Annotated in this window: 20 protein-coding genes; 12 read left to right on the forward strand and 8 right to left on the reverse strand. The window is 70.0% G+C overall.

Annotated elements, in window-relative coordinates:
* Positions 1 to 5: 5 nt before the first annotated feature.
* From M8R19_RS31520 to M8R19_RS31530, 3 genes are read right to left on the reverse strand one after another with little or no spacing between them, the layout of a single operon-like run.
* Complete coding sequence (locus M8R19_RS31520) at positions 6 to 764, reverse strand: HvfC/BufC N-terminal domain-containing protein (RefSeq protein WP_116426098.1); 759 nt, start codon at positions 762 to 764, stop codon at positions 6 to 8.
* Positions 761 to 1,594, reverse strand: coding sequence for an MNIO family bufferin maturase (gene bufB / locus M8R19_RS31525; RefSeq protein ID WP_249919952.1), 834 nt, complete (start codon positions 1,592 to 1,594; stop codon positions 761 to 763). The genes M8R19_RS31520 and bufB overlap by 4 nt, the downstream gene beginning before the upstream one ends.
* Positions 1,595 to 1,610: 16 nt before the next feature.
* Complete coding sequence (locus M8R19_RS31530; RefSeq protein WP_249919953.1) at positions 1,611 to 1,898, reverse strand: BufA1 family periplasmic bufferin-type metallophore; 288 nt, start codon at positions 1,896 to 1,898, stop codon at positions 1,611 to 1,613.
* Between the two features lie 232 nt (positions 1,899 to 2,130).
* Between M8R19_RS31530 and M8R19_RS31535 the strand changes: the two genes are divergently transcribed.
* The 3 genes from M8R19_RS31535 to M8R19_RS31545 all read left to right on the forward strand — a co-directional run bounded on the left by M8R19_RS31535 (position 2,131) and on the right by M8R19_RS31545 (position 4,659).
* Entirely contained in the window at positions 2,131 to 2,721 is a 591-nt protein-coding gene (locus M8R19_RS31535; protein ID WP_249919954.1) for a sigma-70 family RNA polymerase sigma factor, read from the forward strand.
* A complete protein-coding gene (locus tag M8R19_RS31540; protein WP_249919955.1) occupies positions 2,708 to 3,349 on the forward strand; it encodes a DUF1109 domain-containing protein in 642 nt (213 codons plus the stop codon). Before M8R19_RS31535 ends, M8R19_RS31540 begins: the two co-directional genes overlap by 14 nt.
* Positions 3,350 to 4,419: 1,070 nt before the next feature.
* On the forward strand, positions 4,420 to 4,659 hold the full coding sequence (locus tag M8R19_RS31545) for a hypothetical protein (RefSeq protein ID WP_074982492.1): 240 nt from the start codon (positions 4,420 to 4,422) through the stop codon (positions 4,657 to 4,659).
* A gap of 22 nt (positions 4,660 to 4,681) precedes the next feature.
* On the opposite strand, the gene M8R19_RS31550 is transcribed toward M8R19_RS31545, so the two are convergent.
* Positions 4,682 to 6,253, reverse strand: coding sequence for a GGDEF domain-containing protein (locus M8R19_RS31550; protein WP_249919956.1), 1,572 nt, complete (start codon positions 6,251 to 6,253; stop codon positions 4,682 to 4,684).
* 387 nt (positions 6,254 to 6,640) lie between these two features.
* Here M8R19_RS31550 and epsC point away from each other — a divergent pair, with 387 nt between their 5' ends.
* A complete protein-coding gene (epsC, locus tag M8R19_RS31555; protein ID WP_009620203.1) occupies positions 6,641 to 7,591 on the forward strand; it encodes a serine O-acetyltransferase EpsC in 951 nt (316 codons plus the stop codon).
* 96 nt (positions 7,592 to 7,687) lie between these two features.
* Here epsC and M8R19_RS31560 read toward each other — a convergent pair whose 3' ends face one another.
* Positions 7,688 to 9,034 (reverse strand): chloride channel protein, encoded by a 1,347-nt coding sequence (locus tag M8R19_RS31560; protein ID WP_249919957.1) that lies wholly within the window; start codon positions 9,032 to 9,034, stop codon positions 7,688 to 7,690.
* A 698-nt stretch (positions 9,035 to 9,732) separates the two neighbouring features.
* On the opposite strand from M8R19_RS31560, the gene M8R19_RS31565 reads away from it, so the two are divergent.
* Positions 9,733 to 11,349: a mechanosensitive ion channel family protein gene (locus M8R19_RS31565; protein WP_502943079.1), complete on the forward strand. Its 1,617-nt coding sequence runs from the start codon at positions 9,733 to 9,735 to the stop codon at positions 11,347 to 11,349.
* Here M8R19_RS31565 and M8R19_RS31570 read toward each other — a convergent pair.
* The 3 genes from M8R19_RS31570 to M8R19_RS31580 form a co-directional block, all read right to left on the reverse strand.
* On the reverse strand, positions 11,346 to 12,371 hold the full coding sequence (locus tag M8R19_RS31570) for an AraC family transcriptional regulator (protein WP_249919958.1): 1,026 nt from the start codon (positions 12,369 to 12,371) through the stop codon (positions 11,346 to 11,348). The two genes, M8R19_RS31565 and M8R19_RS31570, sit on opposite strands and share 4 nt — an antisense overlap.
* A gap of 142 nt (positions 12,372 to 12,513) precedes the next feature.
* Positions 12,514 to 13,182, reverse strand: a complete 669-nt coding sequence (locus M8R19_RS31575) for a DUF3313 domain-containing protein (RefSeq protein ID WP_249919959.1) — start codon at positions 13,180 to 13,182, stop codon at positions 12,514 to 12,516.
* Between the two features lie 57 nt (positions 13,183 to 13,239).
* On the reverse strand, positions 13,240 to 14,520 hold the full coding sequence (locus M8R19_RS31580; protein WP_249920259.1) for an OmpP1/FadL family transporter: 1,281 nt from the start codon (positions 14,518 to 14,520) through the stop codon (positions 13,240 to 13,242).
* 328 nt (positions 14,521 to 14,848) lie between these two features.
* On the opposite strand from M8R19_RS31580, the gene M8R19_RS31585 reads away from it, so the two are divergent.
* Genes M8R19_RS31585 through M8R19_RS31615 form a run of 7 tightly spaced genes read left to right on the forward strand, consistent with a single transcriptional unit; the run spans position 14,849 to position 22,183 of the window.
* The gene (locus tag M8R19_RS31585) at positions 14,849 to 15,829 is read left to right on the forward strand and encodes an AAA family ATPase (RefSeq protein ID WP_249919960.1); all 981 of its coding nucleotides are present in this window, start codon (positions 14,849 to 14,851) and stop codon (positions 15,827 to 15,829) included.
* Between the two features lie 13 nt (positions 15,830 to 15,842).
* On the forward strand, positions 15,843 to 16,793 hold the full coding sequence (locus tag M8R19_RS31590; RefSeq protein ID WP_249919961.1) for a DUF58 domain-containing protein: 951 nt from the start codon (positions 15,843 to 15,845) through the stop codon (positions 16,791 to 16,793).
* A complete protein-coding gene (locus tag M8R19_RS31595) occupies positions 16,790 to 17,311 on the forward strand; it encodes a DUF4381 domain-containing protein (protein ID WP_249919962.1) in 522 nt (173 codons plus the stop codon). Before M8R19_RS31590 ends, M8R19_RS31595 begins: the two co-directional genes overlap by 4 nt.
* Positions 17,298 to 18,299, forward strand: a complete 1,002-nt coding sequence (locus tag M8R19_RS31600; protein ID WP_249919963.1) for a vWA domain-containing protein — start codon at positions 17,298 to 17,300, stop codon at positions 18,297 to 18,299. Before M8R19_RS31595 ends, M8R19_RS31600 begins: the two co-directional genes overlap by 14 nt.
* A gap of 1 nt (position 18,300) precedes the next feature.
* Entirely contained in the window at positions 18,301 to 19,842 is a 1,542-nt protein-coding gene (locus M8R19_RS31605; RefSeq protein ID WP_249919964.1) for a VWA domain-containing protein, read from the forward strand.
* Complete coding sequence (locus tag M8R19_RS31610) at positions 19,839 to 21,152, forward strand: hypothetical protein (RefSeq protein ID WP_249919965.1); 1,314 nt, start codon at positions 19,839 to 19,841, stop codon at positions 21,150 to 21,152. The genes M8R19_RS31605 and M8R19_RS31610 overlap by 4 nt, the downstream gene beginning before the upstream one ends.
* 14 nt (positions 21,153 to 21,166) lie before the next feature.
* Positions 21,167 to 22,183, forward strand: a complete 1,017-nt coding sequence (locus M8R19_RS31615) for an HAD family hydrolase (protein WP_249919966.1) — start codon at positions 21,167 to 21,169, stop codon at positions 22,181 to 22,183.
* Positions 22,184 to 22,188 lie beyond the last annotated feature (5 nt).

Genomic DNA, 22,188 nt, shown 5'->3' on the forward strand with positions numbered 1-22,188 from the left:
GTTCCTCAGTGGGGCAGGATGAGCGGGGCGAAGGCCGCGGCGGCCAGTAGGCGGCCGAGCAGGGCGGTGAAGTCCAGGTCGGGCTGGGCCTGCAGCGCCAGGGCGGAGGCCCGGTCGAGGTCGTGCCCGGCGGCGCAGGCGTCGAGGAAGGCGCAGGCGCCGAGGTCCAGCGGCTGCCAGGCGACGCCCGCGGCGCTGCCCACCAGCAGGGCGCCTTCGCCGTGCCAGGGGATGTCCTCCGGCAAGGGCAGCGCCTCGCGGTTGTAGCGCCACAGGCTGTAGATCGGCTGGCCGCCGAACCAGCGCCAGCGCACATTGCTCCGCGGGCGCAGGCGGCAGCGGGCGAGGTCGGTGGCGGTCATGCCGGCCAGTTCGGCCAGGGCCAGGGCGGGTTCCTGCTCGGCGGCGAAGGCCTCCAGCCAGAGCCGGTCCAGGCGCGCCACGTCGGCCAGGTAGGGCAACTGGCGGGCCGGTTCGAAAGCATCGAAGAAGTCGGCGAAGCCTTCGCCGTAGAGGATCAGCCGCGCGTCGTTCGGCGGCGTCTCGCGGGCATATAGCGCCGCGACGGCGGCCAGCCACTCGCGGCCGACCAGGCGCTCGACGGCGGGGAAGTTGTCGCACAGGGCATCGACGCAGCCCTTGAGCACGGTGTTGCGGTAGACGCTGAAGCCCAGCTGCGCGGCCAGCACCGCCAGCTCGCCCGCCGGGTGCTGGTAGAGGGCGTCGACGAAGGCGTCCTGGAAGGCGCCGAGGGAGCTGTTCATACCGGCACCTGCGCCAGGTTGAGGATGGCCTGGGCGACATCGCGCTCGTCCAGCAATTCGCCGAATGCGGGGATGTGGTCGTCGCGCTCGATCAAGGTCGGGCGTGGGCCGATGCGCTGGATCAGGCGTTGGTAAAGGGCCCAGACCGGTTCGGCGATGGCGGCGTCGTGGGAGTCGATCAGCAGTTCGCCGCCTTCGTCGTGGCTGTGCCCGGCAAGGTGGATTTCGAGGATCGCCGCGGCGGGAAAACAGTCGAGGTAGTGCGCGGCGTCGAAGCCGAGGTTGTGGGCGCTGACATGCACGTTGTTGACGTCCAGCAGCAGGCCGCAACCGGTGCGCAGCACCAGTTCGGTGAGGAAGTCGATCTCGTCCCAGTCGTGGCCGGTCAGGCGCAGGTAGTGGCTGGGGTTCTCGATGGCGATGCGCCGGCCCAGGGCGTCCTGGGTGCGCTGGATGTTCTCGGCGATGCGCGCGAGGGCGGTATGGCTGCGCGGGAAGGGCAGCAGGTCCGGCAGGTACTGGCCACGCCAGGTCGACCAGGCCAGGTGCTCGGAAATCAGCATCGGCTGCACGCGCTCGGCGAGCGCGCGCAGGCGTTGCAGGTGCGCCGCGTCGGGCGGTGCATCGGCTGCCAGGGACAGCGAGACCCCGTGCAGCGACAGCGGATGGCGTTCGCCGATCCGCTCCAGCCAGGCGCGGCGCGGGCCGCCGACCATGTAGTTCTCCGGGTGGACCTCGAACCACAGGCCCTTGGCGTCGCATTCCAGGGCCTGGGCGTAATGCTCGGCCTTCAGGCCCAGGCCGGCGCCCGGTTCATGCATGGCGTTCATGGTCGGCGGCCTCCGCTCAGGCCTTGGTCGGCGTCAGCGAGCCCATGCCGTGGGGCGTCTTGATCGAGGTGCAGGTGCCGGCCGGGACGTTCTTCCAGTGCATGCCGTCGTAGTCCTTCTTGGCGCTGCCGGCGCAGGTGGTGCCGGCGCCGGCCTTGCAGTCGTTCTTGCCGGCCAGGGCCACGCCGTAGCATTTCTCCATGGCGGCGCCTGCGCCGGCCTGGGTGTTCATGTCGTCGGCCATGGCGGCGCCGGCGAGGGAGGCGAGGGCCAGGGCGGCGGTAGCGAGGGCGATGCTTTTCATGGTGCGGTCTCCGAAAGATTGGGATGGCCGGCGGAGGCTTACCGTCGGCTCATGAACCAGTTCGTCGACTGCGCCGATCCGGTTACAGCGCCGCGAAAATTTTTTTGAGATTTCCCCGGCGTGGCCCTAACGTATTGAACGGCGGCCTGTTTTTTCATGCCGCCGGGGTGTGCATGCTGGCTGGTGCGCGCCGTGCAGAAAAATTTCATCCGCGGTGTAACCGGGGCGAGCGATGCAACGAACTACCAGCCAGGCGCAGTTGAACGCACGCGAGGCGCAGCTCCAGGCCTTGCTGTTGCGCGGCCTGGCCGGCGATGCCGCAGCCTACCGCGACTTTCTCGGCGCCCTTGGCGTGCACCTGCGGGCCTTCCTGCGCCGCCGCCTGGCACAGCGCCCGGCGGAGGTCGAGGACCTGCTGCAGGAGGTGCTGCTGGCCGTGCACAACGCCCGCCACACCTACCGCGCCGAGCAGCCGCTGACCGCCTGGGTGCAGGCCATCGCGCGCTACAAGCTGGCCGACCACTTCCGCGCCTACGCCCGTCGCGAGGCGCTGCAGCAGCCACTGGAAGAGGACGATCACGAACTCTTCGCCAGCGAGGACGGCGAACCGGCGCAGGCCAGCCGCGACCTCGGCCGCCTGTTGCAGCGACTGCCCGAGCGGCAGCGCCTGCCGATCGTCCATGTGAAGCTGGAAGGGTTGTCGGTGGAAGAAACGGCGCGGCTCACCGGGCTGTCCAGCTCGGCGGTGAAGGTAGGCATCCACCGCGGGCTCAAGGCCCTGGCGGGCATAATTCGAGGTAAGGGCAACGATGAAGACCGATGAGCTGATCGACCTGCTGGCCGCCGGCGAAACGGCGGTGGACCGGCACGCCCTGGCCCGGCGCTTCGCCCTGGCCCTGCTGGGTGGCGGCCTGGGCGCGCTGCTGCTGGTGGCGGCGCTCTACGGCGTGCGCGCCGACCTCGCCCAGGTGGCGCGCACGCCGCTGTTCTGGGCCAAGGTCGCGCTGCCGGGCAGCCTGGCGCCGCTGGCGCTGTGGCTGTGCAGCCGCCTGGCGCGCCCGGGCGTGCGCGGCGGCGCGGCCTGGGCCGCGCTGTGCGTGCCGGTGCTGCTGGTATGGCTGGGCGGCGCCCTGGCGCTGGCCGGCGCGCCGCTGGAGGCGCGCGTCGACCTGGTCTTCGGCCGCACCTGGCGCACCTGCCCGCTGAACATAGCGTTGCTCTCGCTGCCGGCCTTCATCGGCGTGTTCTGGGCCCTGCGCGGCCTGGCGCCGACGCGCCTGCGCCAAGCCGGCGCCGCCGGCGGCCTGCTGGCCGGCGCCACAGCGACCCTGGCCTACTGCCTGCACTGCCCGGAAATGGGCGTGCCCTTCTGGGGCATCTGGTATCTGCTGGGGATGCTGCTGCCGACGCTGCTGGGGGCGTTGCTGGGGCCGCGGCTGTTGCGCTGGTGAGGGTGGGGCGCCCGAGGAAGGGCAAGCGGTGTCTGGGTTCGGCAAGAGTGTTCAATCCTGGCCGCCGTTCCCTCACCCCAGCCCTCTCCCAGAGGGAGAGGGGGCCGTCCGGAGCGGGCGGAAAGTTCGGAGTCATCCTGTGAGCGCGTAGGGCGTATAACCGTTCGCGGTTATACGCCGTTGGCCGAAGCTCCGATGCCTGATGATTCCGGACCCGTAGGAGCGGACTCCGTCCGCGATTGGTTTGACTAGACGGATGAGGGGGCAGGGAGCTTCGTGAATGCGCTTCACGCCGAACGGTCCCCTCTCCCGCTTGCGGGGGAGGGTTAGGGAGGGGGAGCGGAGTATAGGGTTGGCAAAGGTGTGTGGTCGGAGTCCGCAACCCTCTCCCCAGCCCTCTCCCTGAAGGGAGAGGGGGCTGTCCTGAGCCGCCGGGAAGTCCTGAGTCATCCTGAAACGCCTAACATCACCCCGTCATTCCCGCGAACGCGGGACGCGGCTCCATCGCGAACAGCGCTTGCGCTGGCCCGAAGGGGAATAACCCAGAGACTGGCGGGTTCGCGAGCAAGCTCGCTCCTACGAAGAGCAAAAGCAGCTCTTGCTCTGGTTTTTGGTCTTCCAGAGAAATTTCCGAGCGCACCGAAACGCCCCTTCAGAAGGCCGAGCGAAACCGGCGCTCAGGAGGTCATGCGACATGGATGTCGCGAGAGCCCCGCGGGCTACAGGGACGTACCCTCGGGGCGGGCCTCCGTGGCGGGGGAGTTCGTGAGGGTAGCCCGACTCTGTCGGGCCCGTATGTGGGGCAAGCCTTTTTGGTTCCTTTTGTGGCGTTTGACAAAAGGGACTCGCCCGAGGGGGCGAAACCAGACGGTCGGGCAAACTCGGAGCGGCGCAGAAACACCCAAGCCAAGGCAGCTGGGTTCCCGCGTTCGCGGGAATGACGGGGTTAGGTTGGATGCAAGGGCTCGCAAACGAAGCCATAACCCCACACTGCCGATTGTCGGCTCATCCACTACCCCATCAAATTCAGAGCTATTCCTGCACTGCTCCAACCAACGATGGAGGAGGAGATGGAACGACTAAGGAAGGTATTGCTGGCCTCAGCCATCAACGAGACTTCCGCTGTGCAGGTCTTGCGCCAGGCAGCGGCGGAGGCCGTCTCGCCCGTTACCGCCGCGGCCCTGCTCACCGCCGCGAAACGCCTCGAGGAGAATGCCGATGCGCTGCTGCAGGCCGCGCACCGGATCGAATTGGCGCTGCACCCCGACACCCGGGAGGAGGACCAGGCCGGGCTCGCGCCGCTGGAGTGAGCCTGCCTGGCCGACGCGCTCGTCAGGCGGCCGTCGTCGAGGTCCCCTTGCCGTGGACCATCACCCGGTTCCTGCCGGCCTGCTTGGCCTGGTAGAGCAGCTCATCCGCCTCCTTGAGCGTGGCGGCGACGTCGGGCCGGTCCGCCGTCCAGCAGGTCACCCCCAGCGACAGGGTGACCTGCCCGGCCGGAGGCATGACGGCCTCGGCCAGCGAGCGCCTGATCCGCTCCGCCACTTCCGCGGCGTCGGTGAGGCCGGTCAGCGGCAGCAGCAGGATGAACTCCTCGCCACCCACCCGGCAGGGCACGTCGCCGTCGCGGCAGTTCTGCCGCAGCAGGCCGGCGAAGGCCTGCAGCACCTTGTCGCCGACGTCGTGGCCGTATTGGTCGTTGACCCGCTTGAAATGGTCGATGTCCATGCTGATCACCGCGAAAGGCTTCTCCAGCAGCGCCCAGTCGCGCAGGCAGTCCTCCAGCATCCGCCGGTTCGCCAGGCCGGTCAGCGGGTCGCTGAGCACCTGGTGGTTGAGCTTGCCGATGCGCTCCTGGGTCAGCAGCGCGCCCTGGATCAGCGCGCGGCGGATGCGCCAGGCCTCGTAGTACCAGGCGCTCACCTGGCCGATGCCGCGGGAGTCGTCCAGTTGCTCGGCATAGTCGGCGAGCCTGCTCAGGGGCTGGCTGATCCGCGAGGCGGCCCACCAGAGCAGGACCAGCCCCAGCAGGATCATCGGCACTATGCCCTGCACCACCTGGAGCATCAGCGCCCGCAGGGCGGCGAGGGGCACGCTCATCGGTTGCTGGACTACCACCCCCCAGCCGCTGTTGGGCACCGGGGCATAGCCCGCCAGCATCTGCACCCCGTCGGCATCGGTGACCTGCATCGCGCCGCTCTCGCCGTGCAGCACGGCGTCCACCGCCGCGTTGCGGCCCACGGCCTTGCCGATGTGGTCGGCATCGGGGTGGAACAGCAGGTGGCGGTTGCCGTCCACCAGGTACAGGTGCGAGGCGTCGGTCTGGAAGTGCTTGCTGACGATCTCGTTGAGCGCGTTGTTCTTGCGCAGGTAGATGGTCCCGCCGACCAGCCCCAGGTACTCGCCTTGCGGGCTGCGGATGGGGTGGGAGACGAAGACGATCAGGTTGCCCACCAGCGAATTGAAGGCCGGGCTGATCATCGCCTGGCGCCGTTCCAGCGGCTCCCGCGAGCGCAGGTTCTGGCCGGCCACACTGAGCGCCGGCGGGTGCGAGGCGAGAATCCGGCCCTGGGCATCGGCGATCACCAGGGTGTTGAAGCTCTGGTCCTGCTCCGCCAGGCGCCGGGCCTCGGCCTGCATCGTCGCCCGGGAGGCGAAATCCTTGCCCATCACCTGGGCGCTGTAGCGCAGCCGGCCGAGGTCGGCGTCGAGGCTCTGGCCGAGGGTCAGGGCGACTTTCGCCGCGTACGCGCGGTTGGTCTCCAGCGAATTGCGCACCAGCGTCTCGCGCTGGATCCGGTAGGTGGCATAGAGGTCGTTCAACAGCGTGGCGAGGATGGCCAGCGAGGTGAACAGCAGGATCAGCGTGCGCAGGTTGAGCTTGGGGATGGCCCCGGATGACATGGACGTATTCCAGTGGCGCGTGGTAGATGGCGGCCGGAAACGGCGGGCCGCCGGGTTCTGGCAAGGCAGCGGCCCGTCAGCGGCCGGTCCTCCGGTGCTGCGTCCGTCTATCCTGCCAAGGTTCATGTTAGGTGAGAAATTGGTGGCATATAGCCATTATTTGACCAATGGCGTGCGATGGCTTGTCCGTTCGCAGTTTGCTCTGGCCCGCCGGTTGGCGAACCGGGCCTTCGTCGGGCCGGGACACTCGGTCGCCAGGCATGAGCTTAGAACCGCCAGCGATTTGTCGACGGGCCCGGGAACCCCCAGGATAGGCCGGTAATGGTGACGGAGGCTGCCCAGCCGGCCTACGCTTGAAAAGAACCACGGCATTGGAAGTATCGATACATGCACGAGATCGGCAAACAGAACGAGAACGGCCCGGCGGGTTGGCAACTGGAGCGCATCGTCGAGGAACTGCGCGCGGCGCGCAGCGAATGGCGCAGCCGCAGCGGCCGGCCGCGGGAGCAGGGCGGGCGCGAGCTGCCTTCGCGGCGCTCCATCGAGGAGATCGTCGAGCGCCTGGCCAGCGCGCTCTTCCCCATGCGCCTGGGGCCCAATGACCTGCGCGACGAGAGCGAGGACTTCTTCGTCGGGCGCACCCTGGACAGCGCCCTCAACGCGCTGCTGATCCAGGCGCGCCTGGAGCTGCGCTACAGCGCGCGCCAGCGTGGCGAGGCGGAGGACGGCATCGAGGAGCGGGCGCTGGGGATCGTCCGTGACTTCGCCCTGGCCCTGCCGCTGCTGCGCCAACTGCTGGACTCCGACGTGCTGGCCGCCTACCAGGGCGACCCGGCGGCGCGCAGCGTCGACGAGGTGCTGCTGTGCTACCCGGGGGTGCTGGCCATCATCCACCACCGCATGGCGCACCACCTGTACCGCGCCGGCCTGCCGCTGGTGGCGCGGATCATCTCCGAACTGGCGCACTCGGCCACCGGCATCGACATCCACCCCGGCGCGCAGATCGGCGGTAGCTTCTTCATCGACCACGGCACCGGCGTAGTGATCGGCGAAACGGCGATCATCGGCGAGCAGGTGCGCATCTACCAGGCGGTCACCCTGGGCGCCAAGCGCTTCACCGCCGACGAGACCGGCCAACTGCACAAGGGCCAGCCGCGCCACCCGATCGTCGAAGACGAAGTGGTGATCTACGCCGGCGCCACCATCCTGGGGCGCGTCACCATCGGCAAGGGCTCCACCATCGGCGGCAACGTCTGGCTGACGCGCAGCGTGCCGCCGGGCAGCCAGATCAGCCAGGCCAGCCTGCAGCAGCAGGCCAACGACGCGGGGCTGGACTAGGCAACGACGGACAATCGCGGACGGAGTCCGCTCCTACGGTTCCAGGAAGCACGGTTTTTCGTAGAAAAGCGTCTTGGTGCGAGCGGGCCTGTTCCGTCAGCGGGGCCCCTGCGCCGGCGCCAGCTTGTCCAGAATCTGCCGGGCCAGCGCATGGTACAGCGAGACCGGGGCGATCCAGCCGGAAATGGCGGTGGCCATGACCGTGACCGCCAGCATGGGGATGAGCAGGTCGGGGCTGTGGGAGAGTTCCAGGACGATCACCGAGGCGGTCAGCGGCGAGCGGGTCACGCCGGCGAGGTAGGCGCCCATGCCCAGCAGCGCGCAGGTCTGCGGGTTGACGTCGGGCAACTGCGACAGCAGCGGGGCGAAGGCCGCGCCTATGCTCAGCGAGGGCGAGAACAGGCCGCCGGGGATGCCGGCGAGGTAGGACACCACGTTGGCCAGGAACTTCCACAGCACGAAGCCCTGGTCGGTCATCGGGTGGCCTTCGAGCAGGGCGCGGGTTTCCTCGTAGCCGGTGCCGAACACGTGGTTGCCCGAGGCCAGCCCTAGCAGCGCCAGCAGCAGGCCGCAGGCGGCGGCGAAGCGTACCGGCCAGCGCTCGCGCAGGCGGCACATGCGGCCCAGCCAGCCGGCCTGGGTGGGCAGCACCAGCTTGACGTAGAGCCCGCCCAGCAGGCCGCCGAGCAGGGCGCAGGCCGGCACCTCGCTCCAGCCCCAGCCGGCCGGCAGGCTGCCGCCGATCTCGCCGAAATAGGAGTAGTGGCCCATCAGGCCGAGGGTGACGGCGCCGCCGATCAGCACCGCGGTCAGCACCAGGCCGCTGAAGCGCTGCTCGAAGGTGCGGCTGAGTTCCTCGATGGCGAACACGATGCCCGCCAGCGGGGTGTTGAAGGCCGCGGCGATGCCGGCCGCGCCGCCGGCGAGGATCAGCCCGGCGATGGTGCGCCGGCCATGCAGGCCCAGGCGCCGGCCGAAGGCGTAGATGACCGCGGCGCCGACGTGCACCGTGGGCCCTTCGCGGCCCACCGAGCCGCCCACCAGCAGCGCGCCCAGGGTGAAGAGCATGCGCACGGCGGCCACCGGCAGCGCCAGTACCCGGGCGCGGAAGCGCCGCGAGGGCGACTCCAGCGCGGCGATCACCTGGGGAATGCCGCTGCCCTTGGCCTCGCCGAACCAGCGCTGGGTGATCCAGGCCAGCAGGGCGAAACCCGCCGGGGTGACCAGTAGCGGCAGCCAGGGCGCGATGCCGAGCATGCGCTTGAACAGCGCGAAGGACTGGTCCGCCAGCCAGGCGAAGGCCAGCGCCACCAGGCCCACCAGCAGCGCGCCGACCCAGAACGCCAGGCGCTGTCGCCATTCCAGCCAGCGTGGCCGTCGGAAGCGCCGGAGGCGGGCGGTGGGGGCGGGTTCTGCGTTGGCAGGGCTGGGCTGTTCGGACATCGACGGGGCCTGGATCGCGGGGCAAGGGCGGATTATGGCCGTCTTGCCATCGCCTTGCACTTCGCGTTCAGGTGTCTCCACGTTTTCCCGTGCAGGCGCTTGCCCTGCATGCGAATCGTGGACGGAGACGCGATGTTATCCCGTAGGAACAACTGCCTTGCCCACTGCGCCGGGGTGCTCGCTCCTACGAAAAGCCGTGCTCGCCTGCCGCGCAGGAGCGGACTTTGTCCGCGATTGTGTCGGCAGGGTAGGCGATGGGTTTTGCAAATGTTCTGCCGGGACACATAGGTAACGCCTGGGGCGTTATGCGCCCTACGGTTGGGCTGGCGAGCGGGCATAAGAATGCCCTCGTCCTTCCTGAACGACAGGCCCCCGCCAGGGCCGGGCCCAGGAGCCTGGCCGGGCCCGGCGGGGAGCGCTCGCCCGCAACGTGGCGGGCCAGTAGGCCATTGCATCGGAACACGAGAGCCGCCCGCCCGTAACCGGGTGGGCGACACCCCAGGTATAGCCGATGGCGATGGCCGCTTCGCTGGCGAAGTGTGGCGCAGTCGAGGGTTTCGAGAGTTCGCTGCGCCGGGCCGACGACTGCCGCGGCAGTGGCTACGCTTGAGCCAGGGCGGTCGCATTCGCCCGCTGGATCACCATCGACGCCCGTAGCGAGGGGCCAAGGAGCGGAGTGAATGAGGCGCTGGTTCGGCATGCTGTTGTTGCTCTGCGTCGCGTTGCCGGGCTGGGCCCTGGCGCAGATGCCGGCCGACGCCACGGAAGGGGTGCCGGGCGTGCCGGCGGAGCTGAAGGTGGCCAACCGCAGCATCGTCGTGTTCCGCGCCACCCTGCTCGGCGAGACGCCGGCGGCCCGCGCGCAGAGGGCCAAGGCGGTGATCGAGGAGGCGTTGCAGGGCACCGATGAGCTGACGGTGAGCATCGACGCCATCCTGCACAGCCAACTAGTGCTGCTGGGCGGCCGGCGCGCCTTCATCGTCGCGCCGCTGGACCTGGACCCGCCCGGCGGCTCGGTGCAGGAGGCGGCCGCCCAGGCGGCGGCGAACCTGCGCCTGGTGGTGGAGGAAACCGGCCAGGCGCGCAGCCTGCGCTTTCTGCTCACGGCCCTGGGCTTCTCGGCCCTGGCCACGCTGGTCTACGCGGCGCTGCTCAAGGGCGCCGGCTACCTGCGGCGCAAGCTGCGCGGGCTGCTGCCGCAGCTGATGCGCGAGCGCACCTACCAGATCAAGGTCGGGCACACGCCGCTGTTCGACATGCAGTACGTGTTCTACCTGGTGGACCGCCTGCTGGCGCTGCTCTACTGGGTGTTCGTGCTGCTGTGCGGCTACAAGTGGCTGAGCTTCGTGCTCTCGCAGTTCCCCTACACCCGGCCCTGGGGCGAGGGCCTCAACCTGTACCTGCTGGAGCTGGCCAACTACCTGCTGGACGGCATCGTCGGCGCCATTCCCGGCCTCGCCGTGGCCGTGGCGATCTTCTTCATCGCCCGCGGCGTGAGCGCCTTCAGCCGGCGCCTGCTGGAACGCCTGGCGCGCCCCGGGTCGACCCGCTGGCTGACCGTGGAAACCCTGCAGCCGACCACGCGGCTGACCTCCCTGGCCATCTGGCTGTTCGCCCTGGTGATGGCCTACCCGTACCTGCCGGGCTCGGGCACCGATGCCTTCAAGGGCCTTTCCGTGCTGCTGGGCCTGATGATTTCCCTGGGCGCGTCGAGCATGGTCGGCCAGGCCGCCGCCGGGCTGATCCTCACCTATTCGCGCACGCTGAAGGTGGGCGAGTACGTGCGGGTGGGCGACAACGAGGGCACGGTCACCGAGGTGGGCATGTTCAACACCACCATCCGCACCGGCCTGGGCGAAGTGCTGACGCTGCCCAACTCGATGATCACCGGCTCGGTGACGCGCAACTATTCGCGCGCCGTGCAGGGCGCCGGCTACATCGTCGACACCGTTGTCACCATCGGCTACGACACGCCCTGGCGCCAGGTGGAGGCGATGCTGGTCGAAGCCGCCAGGCGCACCGACGGCATCCTCGAGAAGCCCCGGCCGCAGGTGTTCCAGACCGGGCTGTCGGACTTCTACCCGGAGTACCGCCTGGTGGCCCAGGCCGTGCCCAGCGAGCCGCGCCCGCGCGCGGAGCTGCTGAGCCTGCTGCACGCCAACATCCAGGACGTGTTCAACGAGTACGGCGTGCAGATCATGTCGCCGCACTACCTGGGCGACCCCGCGCAGGAGAAGCGGGTGCCGCGGGACAAGTGGTACAGCGCGCCGGCCACGCCGCCGGCCGGGGAGGGCGAACCCGGCGCGCGCGGCTAGTCGGCGGCGGCCATCGACACGATGTTGGCGTCGCCGTGCAGGCGCCGGTGCTCCAGGGGCGTCATGTCGAACCAGCGCTGGTGCGCGCGGCAGAAGGAGGTGGTGCGCCGGTAGCCCAGTTCGCCGGCGATCTGCGCCACGCCCAGGGTGGTATGGCGCAGCATGTACGTGGCCTGGCGGCGGCGGATGCGCTCCAGGTGTTCCTCGAAGTCGACGCCGTCCTCGGAAAGGCGCCGCTGCAGCGTCCTGGGATGCAGGCCGAGGGAGTACGCGACCTGTTCCAGGTTGCAGCGGCGGCTCGGCAGCAGTGTCTGGATCTTGCGCGCCACCTTCGCGACCAGGTCGTCGTCGACGTCGCCATGGGCCTCCAGGTAGAAGCGCACGATGGCGTGCAGGGCGGCGTCGTGGTGGAGGCAGGCGCGCTGCAGAATGTCCGTGGGTATGACCAGGGCGTTGTGGTCCTGGCCGAATAGGACGGGGCAGCCGAAGTACTTGCGGTAGACCGCCATTTCGCCAAGGGCCTGGTGGCGGAACATCACGGCCCTGGGCTGCCAGGGGAGGCCGGTCAGTTCGCTGATCAGCAGTTTGCCGTGCAGCACCGATTTCTCCACGATCTGCGGTGTCTCGGTACTGCAGGGCAGAATGTTGTCGAAGTACAGCAGCGCCTGGCCGGGGCGGCGCTCCAGGCGGAACAGAACCGAGGGGCTGTAGATGCTCATGTAGCGGATCACCGCCACCAGGGCGTCGCCCACCGTGGGCGCGGAGTGGGCCAGTTGCTGCAGCGGACCGGCCAGCGCGAAACCCTGGCGGGTGGCCAGCTCCAGGCCGAAGTGCGGCAGCTGGAGGGCCTGGGCGCTGCCCTCGAAGATCTGCACCAGGCTCTTGTAGGGCAGTTGTTTGTCGAAACTGCCGACCACGTCCAGGCCGATGCGATAAGGGGCGAGAAAGTCGCGCACGCAGGCGCCGCGTTCGGCGACCAGTTCGCCGAATTTGAGAAAGGCAGTACCGCGAATGCTATCCATGGCTGTTCTTGTGTGCAGCGAGTGGGTTGTTCGTGAGTATGGCCGCGGGGGCGGCGCCTGCACGCCGGGGCGATGAGCTGTCGTTTGCCGAAGATGGCGCGCAGAGCCGCCCGGGGCCGCGCGGGCCCCGGGGCGGCAAGGCTCATTTCTTCAGGGCCTGGAACGACCTGAGCATGTCCGTGGCCCAGCCATCGAGCACGGCGCGGGCGTCGGAGGCCTTCATGACCTGGGAGGAGTTGTCCAGCTCGGTGCCGGCGCCCTTGCGCACCACCTCGGCCACCACCTCGTTGGTGCCGCCGTCGAGGAAGGCCGCCTCGGTGGCGATGCTGGTGTCCTGGTCGCGAATGCCGGTGGCGGCGCTGACGCCGGCGGCCACCAGGGCGATGGGGATCACCTCGTAGGGCTGCAGGCCCTTGGTCGAGGCGCTGACGCCGGTGATCGCCGGGCGCACCACCAGCACGCCCGGGCCGGGGCCGCTGGCCAGCGGCAGGGCCTTGGCGAATTGCGTCTGCAGCGCCTGGTCGTAGTAGCTGGTGATGCCCTGCAGGGTGCTCTGCGGAATCTTCTCGGTGGGCTGCGGCTGCGGGTAGAGCTGGCTCGGCTCGACGTACACGCTGGTGAAGCGGTTGACGTCGACGCCCGGCTGGATCCAGCGCATGACCGGGGCGCCTGAGGGCGATTTGTCTTCCTTGAGCACGCCGTAGTTCTTGAGGAAACCGGAGTACTGCTCGGGCTCGACGTACTTGCTCGCGCAGCCGGAGAGCACGAGGGATGCCAGACACACGGATACCGCTAACGATTTCAACTTCATCGAGTTGCTCCTTGTGGACGGTTCTGTATCAGTGAGATTGGTGCGGGGCCGGCGGGGCTAGAAGCGCCAGGTCGCGCCGCCGCCGATGATGTGCAGCGCGGCGTCCTTGTAGGTGCCGGAAAGAGTGGTACCCGAGCGCGCCTTGGTCTGCTGGTCGTCCATGTCGCCCAGCCACACCAGAGTGTAGGCCAGGTGCAGGTCCAGGCCCTCTTCCACCTGGTAGTTGACGCCGGTGGCCAGGCGCCAGGCATCGCCCATGGGGTTGTCGACGGTGCGGTCCTTTTCGTCCACGGCGGAGCTGTCGTAGCCGACGCCGAAGCTCCAGCGCCATTGCCGGGTGGCCTGGTACTGGGCGCCGAGGGAGGCGTGCCAGGTGTCCTTGTACTGGCGGTCGACGGTGCGGCTTAGGCCGCCGGCGTTGGCGTCGACCTCCACGCCGATGTTCCCGAAGTCGCTCCAGTCCTGCCAGCCCAGGCTGCCCAGCAGCTTCCACTGCGCATCCAGGTCGTGGGCCACGCTCAGCAGCACCGTCTGCGGCACGTTCATGTCCAGTTCCAGCGAGTCCACGTCCAGGCGGAGCAGGGCGGCGTTGAGCAGCGGGTTGCCGACCTTGCGCACGTCGGGACTGTCCTTGAACTCCAGCTTGACCTTGCTGGTGTAGGCGAGGCCGATCTGCGTGCCGGGGCCCACGCGGTAGAGCAGGCCGAGGTTGATGCCGGTGCCGACGTCGGTGTCCTTGTATTCCAGTTGGCCGTCGGGCCTGTCGAGCAGGCCCAGCAGGTTGTTGTTGATGGCCATCTCGCTGCGGTAGTACGCGTAAACGATGCGCGGGCCGATGCCCACCGAGAGGTCGTCGGTGAACTTGTGCGCCAGGGTCGGCTGGAAGGACACGCCGATCACCGCCGCCTCCTGGTTGAAGTATCGGCCGGCCCAGTCGTCGTCGTAGTCCAGAGCCAGGCCGAAGTTGCCGTACATGCCGAAGCCGATGGCGCTGCGCGCGTCGAGCTGGTGGCTGACGAACAGGCTGGCGCCGGGCAGGTACTGCAGGGCGTTGCCGCCTTCGTTGCCGTCGAACTGGTTGTCGCCATCGCGGGAGAAGCGGAGGTGGCCGAGGATCAGCTGGCCGTTGGCGCTGACCTGGGTGCCCTTGAGTTCGGTGATGCCGGCGGGGTTGCTCATCAGCACGCCGGGGTCGCTGGCCAGGGCGGCGGCGCCGGCGTTGGCCAGGCCGTTGCCTTCCTGGCCGGCCTCGTAGATGAGGATACCGCCGGCCCAGGCGCTGGCGCCGGGCAGGAGCAGGGCACTGGCCAGGGCAGTCAGGCGCAGGTGCTTGTTCATGGCGTTCATGGCGCTTCCTTTTGCTCGGTCATCGTTCGTGCGGCGGCGGGTATTAATACCTGTCGTGCGCGCGAACCACCCCTTCGGGGGAGTGTGGCGGCAGGGATCAGCCTAGATACTGGCAGGGGTTGCGCAACCCCGCAGGCTCTGTCCTTCGTCGGGGATGCTCATTACACGACATTGCCGGTTTTCCCATGGCGGCGGCCGAGCCGCGGACTAGAGTTACGGCATCCCTGCGCCAGCGCGGTGGAATGGCAAAGCGCCAGGCAGGGCGCGCCCGCCGCAGGGAAACCAGTGCGATGCGACGGCCGGAACAAGGAAAACGACAGTGACCCCACGTGAGCAGATCGCCAACCTGGAAGCCAGCGTCGGCGCCCAGGTGCTAGGCCAGGAACAGACCATCCGCAATATCCTGCTGGGGTTGCTGGCCAACGGCCACGTGCTGCTGGAAAGCCTGCCCGGCCTGGCCAAGACGCGCACGGTCAAGGCTCTGTCGAAGAACCTGGACGCGCACATGAGCCGCATCCAGTTCACCCCCGACCTGCTGCCCTCGGACATCACCGGCGGCGAGATCCTGCAGCAGACCGAGAGCGGCAACCAGCTGAAGTTCCAGCCCGGCCCGCTGTTCGGCAACGTGATCCTCGCCGACGAGATCAACCGCGCCCCGGCCAAGGTCCAGGCGGCGCTGCTGGAGGCCATGGAGGAACGCCAGATCACCGTGGCCGGGCAGACCCACGCCATGCCCGGGTTGTTCATGGTGCTGGCCACGCAGAACCCCATCGAGCAGGAGGGCACCTACCCGCTGCCCGAGGCGCAGATGGACCGCTTCCTGATGAAGCTGCTGATCGACTACCCCAGGGTCGAGGACGAGACCCAGGTGCTGCGCCTGGTGCGCGCCGAGGAGCAGCGCCAGCAGGCCGGCGCATCCGCCCTGGCGCCGACGCCGCTGGCCCAGGGAGCGGTCTTCGCCGCCCGCCGCGAGGTCGGCCAGGTGCACGTGGCCGAGGCCATCGACCGCTACCTGATCGACCTGATCAACGCCACCCGCCGCCCGGCCGACTACGACGCCGACCTGGCGCGCTGGATCAAGGTGGGCGCCAGCCCGCGCGGCGGCATCAGCCTGGACCGCGTGGCGCGCGCCCACGCCTGGCTGGCCGGCAGCGACTACGTGTCGCCCGACGACGTGCGCGCCGTGCTGCACCCGGTGCTGCGTCACCGCCTGCTGCTGTCCTTCGACGCCGTGGCCGACGGCGTGAGCGCCGACCAGGTGGTCGACCGCCTGCTCGACAAGGTCGCGGTCCCGGCCTGAGGGGAGGGTAGCCATGGCCCCTGAAACACCTGTCGCCGACGGCTTCGTCTATGCCTCGCTGGAACAGCTGATGCTGCTGGAGCACCAGGTGCGCGGGCTCAGCTTCCTGTCGCGGCAGCCGCTGTCCAGCGTGCTCTCCGGCAACCACGCGGCGCGCCTGCGCGGCCGCGGGCTGAGCTTCGACGAGCTGCGCCAGTACAGCCCCGGCGACGACCTGCGGCACCTCGACTGGCGCGCCTCGCTGCGCTACGGCAAGCCCTTCGTGCGCGGCTACACCGAGGAGCGCGACCGCCCGACGCTGCTGCTGGTGGACCAGCGCATGAGCATGTATTTCGGCTCGCGGCGCTACTTCAAGTCGGTGACCGCGGCGGAGCTGGCGGCCATCGGCGCCTGGATGGCCTTCCACGCCGGCGACCGGGTGGGCGGGCTGGTGTTCGGCGACCAGCGCATCGACTACGTGCGCCCGTTGCGCAGCCGCGCGCGGGTCGAGGCGCTGTGCGCGGCGGTGATCCGCCACAACCATGCGCTGCACGCGACGCGCACCGACGACGAGTCGCCGGGGCAGCTCGACCGGGCGCTGCGCGAATGCCTGGCGGTGGCCGGGCACGACGCGCTGATCGTGATCATCAGCGACTTCGCCGGCGTCGGCCCGCAGACACTGCAGCTGCTGCGCCAGTTGGGCACGCACAACGACGTGCTGGCGCTGCAGGTGTTCGACCCCATCGCCATGCAGATTCCCGACCGCGGCCGCATCACCGTGACCCAGGGCGAGCTGCAGGTGGAGCTGGAAGTGGGCCGGCGCCAGGTGCACCGGCCGCTGGGCGAATTCCTCGTTGGTCGGTTGAAGGACGTGGCCACGCTGCTGCGCCGCAGCCAGGTGCCGCTGATGATGTTCAGCAGCGGGCGCGAGAGCCTGGAGCAACTGCGCGGCGAACTGGGCCGGCTGTCGGGCGTGCCGCGATGAGCCTGGCCGCGGTACCGAGCATCGACCAGCTGCAGGAACTGCCCCTGCCGCCGCCGGCCACCGGCTACTGGCCGCAGACCTGGGGCTGGCTGGTGTTGGCGCTGGTGCTGCTGGCGTTGCTGGCGGCCTGGGGCGCCCGCCGCTACCTGCGCTGGCGCCGCGACCGCTACCGGCGCGAGGCCCTGGCCCTGCTGGACGCATTGAGCGCCGCCCTGGACGACCCGCAGCGCCGCCTGGGCGCCCTGCGCGAACTGCCGCAGCTGCTCAAGCGCGTGGCCCTGTCGTTGCCAGGTGGCGAGGCCGCCGCGCGCCTGGGCGGGGAACAGTGGCAGGCGTTCCTGCAGCGGCGCAGCGCCACGCCCTTGCCGACCGACCTGGCGCAGCGCCTGGCGCTGCTGGCCTATGCCCCGGCGGAGCGGGTGCAGGCCATGGCCGATGACGAAGTGCAGGCGCTGCTGGCGGCCTGCCGGCAGTGGATCGAGGCCCACGCTTTCGAGGCCCGCGATGTGGCGGTTTGACTACCCCTGGCTGCTGTTCCTGCTGCCGCTGCCCTGGCTGCTGTACCGCTGCCTGCGCGCCTACCACGAATCGCGCAGCGCCCTGCGCGTGCCGTTCTTCGCCGCCATGAGCCGCGCCACCGGCCAGGCCCCCGGCAACGGCAAGGCCGGCGGCGGGCGCTGGCAGCTGCCGCTGAACCTGCTGGTGTGGGCCCTGCTGGTGGCCGCCTGCGCGCGCCCGGTGCTGGTGGAGAAACCCATCGAGCGGGAACGGCCGATCCGCGACCTGATGCTGGCGCTGGACATCTCCCAGTCCATGGAAACCCGCGACTACGCAGGCCCCGACGGGCAGAAGGTGGACCGCCTGAGCGCCGTGAAGGGCGTGGTGTGCGACTTCATCGCCAGGCGCAAGGACGACCGCATCGGCCTGATCGTCTTCGGCACCGGCGCCTTCCCCCAGGCTCCGCCGACGCTGGACCACGCCAGCCTGTCGATGCTGCTGGACGAGGTGGGCATCGGCATGGCCGGGCCGAACACCGCGCTGGGCGACGCCATCGGCCTGACCATCAAACTGCTGGCCGACGCCAAGGAGCAGGAAAAGGTGCTGATCCTGCTCACCGATGGCAACGACACCGCCAGCGCCATCACCCCCGACCACGCGGCGGCCATGGCCCGCGAGCGCGGCATCGTGGTGCACACCATCGGCATCGGCGACCCCGCCGCCAGCGGCGAGGCCAAGGTGGACCTCGACAGCCTGCGCGGCATCGCCCAGAGCACCGGCGGGCGCTTCTTCCGCGCTGGCGACAGCGGCGCCCTGCAACAGGTGTACGCGACCCTCGACCGTATCACCCCGCACCAGGTGAAGACCTTCAGCCACCAGCCCAAGCGCGACCTGTTCTGGCTGCCCCTGGGCGCCGCGCTGCTGGCCCTGGCGCTGGCCCACGGCCTGGCGGCCCTGGCCGGGCGCGTGGGCGCGCCGGGACGGCGCCGGCGGCAGGCGGAGGGCTGAGATGGACATCGACCTCGCCGCCTTCCACTTCCTGCGCCCGCTGTGGCTGCTGGCGCTGCTGCCGGGCGTGCTGCTGCCGCTGCTGTGGGCGCGCCGCCACGACCTGATGCGGCGCCTGGACGGCGTCATCGCCCCGCACCTGCTGCAGCACCTGGTGATCACCCCGCAGGACAACCAGCGCCTGCGCCCGGTGCACCTGCTCGGCGCCTTGCTGGCGCTGGGCGGCATCGCCGCCGCCGGGCCGACCTGGGAGCAGGACCGCCCGGCCTTCCTCGACAACCGCGCGCCGCTGATCCTGGCCCTGGACCTGTCGTCCTCGATGGACGCCGACGACGTGCCGCCCTCGCGCCTGGAGGCGGCCAAGCACAAGCTGCACGACCTCATCCAGCGCCGCGCCGGCGGCCGCACCGCGCTGCTGGCCTATGCCGGCAGTGCGCACCTGGTGCTGCCGGCCACGGAGGACCCGGCGCTGCTGGAGGGCTTCCTCCAGGCCCTGTCGAGCAACCTCATCGAGCGCCAGGGCAAGGACGCGCTCGGCGCCATCGAGCAGGCCAAGCGCCTGCTGGCCGCCGAGCAGGCGCCGGGCACCCTGGCGCTGCTCACCGACGGCGCCGACCGCGAGCAGTTCGCGGCCATCGGCAAGGCCCTGCAGGGCAGCGAGCTGCAGGTGCTGGTGCTGGCCGTGGGCAGCCCCGGCGGGCCGGCGCCCTTCGACGCCGAGGGCCTGAAGGGCCTGGCCGACGCCGCCGACGCGCCCCTGGGCAGCCTGACGCTGAACGACGACGACCTGGACTGGATCGAGCTGCATGCCCAGCAGCACTTCCAGGCGGCCCAGGACGACGGCCGCGAGCTGCACTGGAAGGACGCCGGCTACTGGCTGTGCTGGCCATTGCTGGGGCTGGCGCTGCTGAGCATCCGCAAGGGCTGGCGGGTGCACTGGCTGGGCGCGGCGCTGCTGGCCCTGGGCCTGGGCTGGCCGGCGCCGCCGGCCCACGCGGGGCCGCTGGCGGACGCCTTCTTCACGGCCGACCAGCAGGGCCGCTGGGCCTTCGAGCACGCGCATTACCCGCAGGCCGCGGCGCACTTCCAGGACGCCTACTGGAAGGGCATCGCCGCCTACCGCGCGGCGGACTATCGACTGGCCCAGGCCACCTTCGCCCGGCTGGACACGGCGCCGGCATATTTCTACCTGGGCAACACCTACGTGCGCCTGTCCAGGTTCGAGCAAGCCATCGCCGCCTATCGCCAGGCCCTGGAGCGCCAGCCGCGGTTCCCCGAGGCCAGCGCCAACCTGGCCCTGGCCGAGGCCCTGCAGAAGGACCGCGACGCCCAGCAGGAAGCCGGGCCGCCGGACGAGAAGGCCGACAAGGAGGTGTTCGACAACACCGCCGGCAAGGGCAAGACGGTGCCCAGCCAGACCGGCCAGGCCAACTCCGACGAACAATGGCTGAGCAACCTGACCACCTCGCCGGCGCGCTTCCTCAAGCGCAAGTTCCTGCTGCAGGATGCCGCCCACGCCCCGGCCACGGAGGCCAGCCCATGAAGCGCCTGTTGCTGTGCCTGCTGCTGGCCCTGTCGCTGCCGGCCCTGGCCGACGACCCCGTGGTGAAGGTGCGCAGCCAGCTGCTGCCGGGCGATTCGGTGCTGGTGGGCGGCACCCTCAGCCTGCAGGTGGACGTGCTGGTGGACACCTGGTTCAGCGCCGCGCCGCAACTGCCCAAGCTGACGCTGGACGGCGCGGTGGTCTCGGCGCCCGGCGGCGAGGCCACGCACCTGAACGAGCGGATCGACGGCAAGGCGTTCTTCGGCCTGCGCTACAGCTACCAGATCACCCCGCAACAGGCCCGCGCTTTCGACATTCCCGCCCTGGCCATCCAGGTGCAGCCGGGGCAGGGCAGCGGGCCGCAGACGGTGAGCACCCAGGCCCTGCGTTTCAGCGCCCGCGAGCCCGCCGGCGGCGCGGGGGAGGGGCCGCGGCTGGTGGCCCGGAAGCTGATTTTCAGCCAGGCGCTGGAGCCTTCGCACCAGCCGCTGCGGGTGGGCGACAGCGTCACCCGGCGCCTGCGCGTGCAGGCCGAAGGGGCCCAGGCGATGCTCATCCCGGCGCCGGTTTTCGCCGAGGTGGAGGGGCTCAAGCGCTACGTGCAGCCGCCCAGCGTGGCGCCCCTGGGCGACGGCCGCGGCGGTGTCGATGGCGGCCAGCGCGAGGACGCGGCGACCTACGTGGTGAGCGAGGCCGGGCGCTACAGCCTGCCGGCCATCGAGCTGCGCTGGTGGGATGCCGCCACGGGCCAGCGGCACAGCGCCACGTTGCCGGCCCTGGATTTCGAAGCCAAGGGCGCGGCCGCCTACCAGGCGCCGTTCTCCATCACCGAGGACCTGCGCCGCCTGGGCCAGCGCGCCCAGCTGCACATCGCCGGGCACTGGCTGGCGTTCGGCCTCGCCCTGGCGCTGCTGGCGGCGCTGGCCTGGGCCGTGAACACCTGGGGCCCGTCGCTGCTCGGCCAGTGGCGCGCCTGGCGCCAGCGCCGCCGCCAGGCCTGGCTGGATTCCCCCGACTACGCCTGGCGCCAGGTGCGCCCGCAGCTGGCGGGTTCGCCGCCGCAGCTGGGCGCGCTGTACCTGTGGCTGCGCCGGCGCACGGGCTGTCGCGAAATGAGCAGCGCCTTTCCCCGGCTACCTGAGCCGAGCGTCGATTGTTTGCTAGCGTTCTTCAGAACTCGTTATGGACGCGAGCACCGCTCAGATACCTCGGTGGAACTGCTCAAGGCCCTGCCCGGGCTGCCGAAGGCCGTTGCCGAACACGATGGCCCGCAACCGGCGCGCCGCAGTCTCAAACCGTTGAACCCCTGAAGCAAGGACGTCCCATGATGTACACGTATCGAACCCTGCCCACCCTGCGCTGGATCTTCGCCCTGCTGCTCTGCCTGCCGTTGCTGGCCCAGGCGGCGCAGGTGCTGCCGTCGTGGAACGACGGGCCCTCGCGCCAGTCCATCGTGAAGTTCGTCGAGGCGGTGACCACCGAAGGCGGCGAAAGCTACGTGGCGCCGGCCGAGCGCATCGCCGTGTTCGACAACGACGGCACCCTGTGGAGCGAGCAGCCGATGTACTTCGAGGTGCTGTTCGCCCTGGACGAGGTGAAGCGCATGGCGCCGCAGCACCCGGAGTGGCAGACGCAGATGCCGTTCAAGGCGGTGCTGGAGAACGACCGGAAGGCGCTGGCGGAAACCGGTACCCGCGGCCTGCTGGAAATCGTCCTGGCCACCCACACCAACATGAGCGCCGAGGCCTTCGCCGCCAACACCCAGCGCTGGCTGGCCAGCGCCAGGCACCCGCGCAGCGGCAGGCCCTACACCGAGATGGTCTACCAGCCGATGCTGGAACTGCTGGGCTACCTGCGCGAGCACGGCTTCAAGACCTACATCGTTTCCGGCGGCGAAGTGGGCTTCATGCGCACCTTCGCCGAGGAGGTCTACGGCATTCCGCCGGAGCAGGTGATCGGCACCACCTTCGCCACCCGCTTCCAGGACGACGAGGGCGCGCTGTCGATCCAGCGCCTGCCCAAACTCACCCACAACGACGACGGCGCCGGCAAGCCGGAGAGCATCGACGCCATCATCGGCCGCCGGCCGATCCTCGCCTTCGGCAACTCCGACGGCGACCTGCAGATGCTGCAGTGGACCACCGCCGGCGAGGGCCTGCGCTTCGCCGGCCTGGTGCGCCACACCGACGCCGCGCGCGAATGGGCCTACGACCGGCAGAGCCAGGTCGGGCGCCTGGACAAGGCACTCGACGAAGCCACGCAGAAGGGCTGGACGGTAGTGGACATGGCAAAGGAGTGGAAGCGGATCTATCCGTTCGAACAGCACGCGGGAAACAACTGAACCAC

The sequence above is a fragment of the Pseudomonas sp. R3.Fl genome (assembly GCF_023516765.1).
Classification (GTDB): domain Bacteria; phylum Pseudomonadota; class Gammaproteobacteria; order Pseudomonadales; family Pseudomonadaceae; genus Pseudomonas; species Pseudomonas citronellolis.

What these genes read in the sequence shown, in the direction of transcription:
- M8R19_RS31520 (WP_116426098.1), bottom strand. Translation starts at nt 764, where the DNA reads ATGAACAGCTCCCTCGGCGCCTTCCAGGACGCCTTCGTCGACGCCCTC.
- M8R19_RS31580 (WP_249920259.1), bottom strand. Translation starts at nt 14,520, where the DNA reads ATGAACAAGCACCTGCGCCTGACTGCCCTGGCCAGTGCCCTGCTCCTG.
- M8R19_RS31540 (WP_249919955.1), top strand. Translation starts at nt 2,708, where the DNA reads ATGAAGACCGATGAGCTGATCGACCTGCTGGCCGCCGGCGAAACGGCG.
- M8R19_RS31535 (WP_249919954.1), top strand. Translation starts at nt 2,131, where the DNA reads ATGCAACGAACTACCAGCCAGGCGCAGTTGAACGCACGCGAGGCGCAG.
- M8R19_RS31550 (WP_249919956.1), bottom strand. Translation starts at nt 6,253, where the DNA reads ATGTCATCCGGGGCCATCCCCAAGCTCAACCTGCGCACGCTGATCCTG.
- M8R19_RS31615 (WP_249919966.1), top strand. Translation starts at nt 21,167, where the DNA reads ATGATGTACACGTATCGAACCCTGCCCACCCTGCGCTGGATCTTCGCC.
- M8R19_RS31570 (WP_249919958.1), bottom strand. Translation starts at nt 12,371, where the DNA reads ATGGATAGCATTCGCGGTACTGCCTTTCTCAAATTCGGCGAACTGGTC.
- M8R19_RS31560 (WP_249919957.1), bottom strand. Translation starts at nt 9,034, where the DNA reads ATGTCCGAACAGCCCAGCCCTGCCAACGCAGAACCCGCCCCCACCGCC.
- M8R19_RS31545 (WP_074982492.1), top strand. Translation starts at nt 4,420, where the DNA reads ATGGAACGACTAAGGAAGGTATTGCTGGCCTCAGCCATCAACGAGACT.
- M8R19_RS31595 (WP_249919962.1), top strand. Translation starts at nt 16,790, where the DNA reads ATGAGCCTGGCCGCGGTACCGAGCATCGACCAGCTGCAGGAACTGCCC.
- M8R19_RS31600 (WP_249919963.1), top strand. Translation starts at nt 17,298, where the DNA reads ATGTGGCGGTTTGACTACCCCTGGCTGCTGTTCCTGCTGCCGCTGCCC.
- M8R19_RS31565 (WP_502943079.1), top strand. Translation starts at nt 9,733, where the DNA reads ATGCTGTTGTTGCTCTGCGTCGCGTTGCCGGGCTGGGCCCTGGCGCAG.
- M8R19_RS31575 (WP_249919959.1), bottom strand. Translation starts at nt 13,182, where the DNA reads ATGAAGTTGAAATCGTTAGCGGTATCCGTGTGTCTGGCATCCCTCGTG.
- M8R19_RS31605 (WP_249919964.1), top strand. Translation starts at nt 18,301, where the DNA reads ATGGACATCGACCTCGCCGCCTTCCACTTCCTGCGCCCGCTGTGGCTG.
- M8R19_RS31590 (WP_249919961.1), top strand. Translation starts at nt 15,843, where the DNA reads ATGGCCCCTGAAACACCTGTCGCCGACGGCTTCGTCTATGCCTCGCTG.
- epsC (WP_009620203.1), top strand. Translation starts at nt 6,641, where the DNA reads ATGCACGAGATCGGCAAACAGAACGAGAACGGCCCGGCGGGTTGGCAA.
- M8R19_RS31530 (WP_249919953.1), bottom strand. Translation starts at nt 1,898, where the DNA reads ATGAAAAGCATCGCCCTCGCTACCGCCGCCCTGGCCCTCGCCTCCCTC.
- bufB (WP_249919952.1), bottom strand. Translation starts at nt 1,594, where the DNA reads ATGAACGCCATGCATGAACCGGGCGCCGGCCTGGGCCTGAAGGCCGAG.
- M8R19_RS31610 (WP_249919965.1), top strand. Translation starts at nt 19,839, where the DNA reads ATGAAGCGCCTGTTGCTGTGCCTGCTGCTGGCCCTGTCGCTGCCGGCC.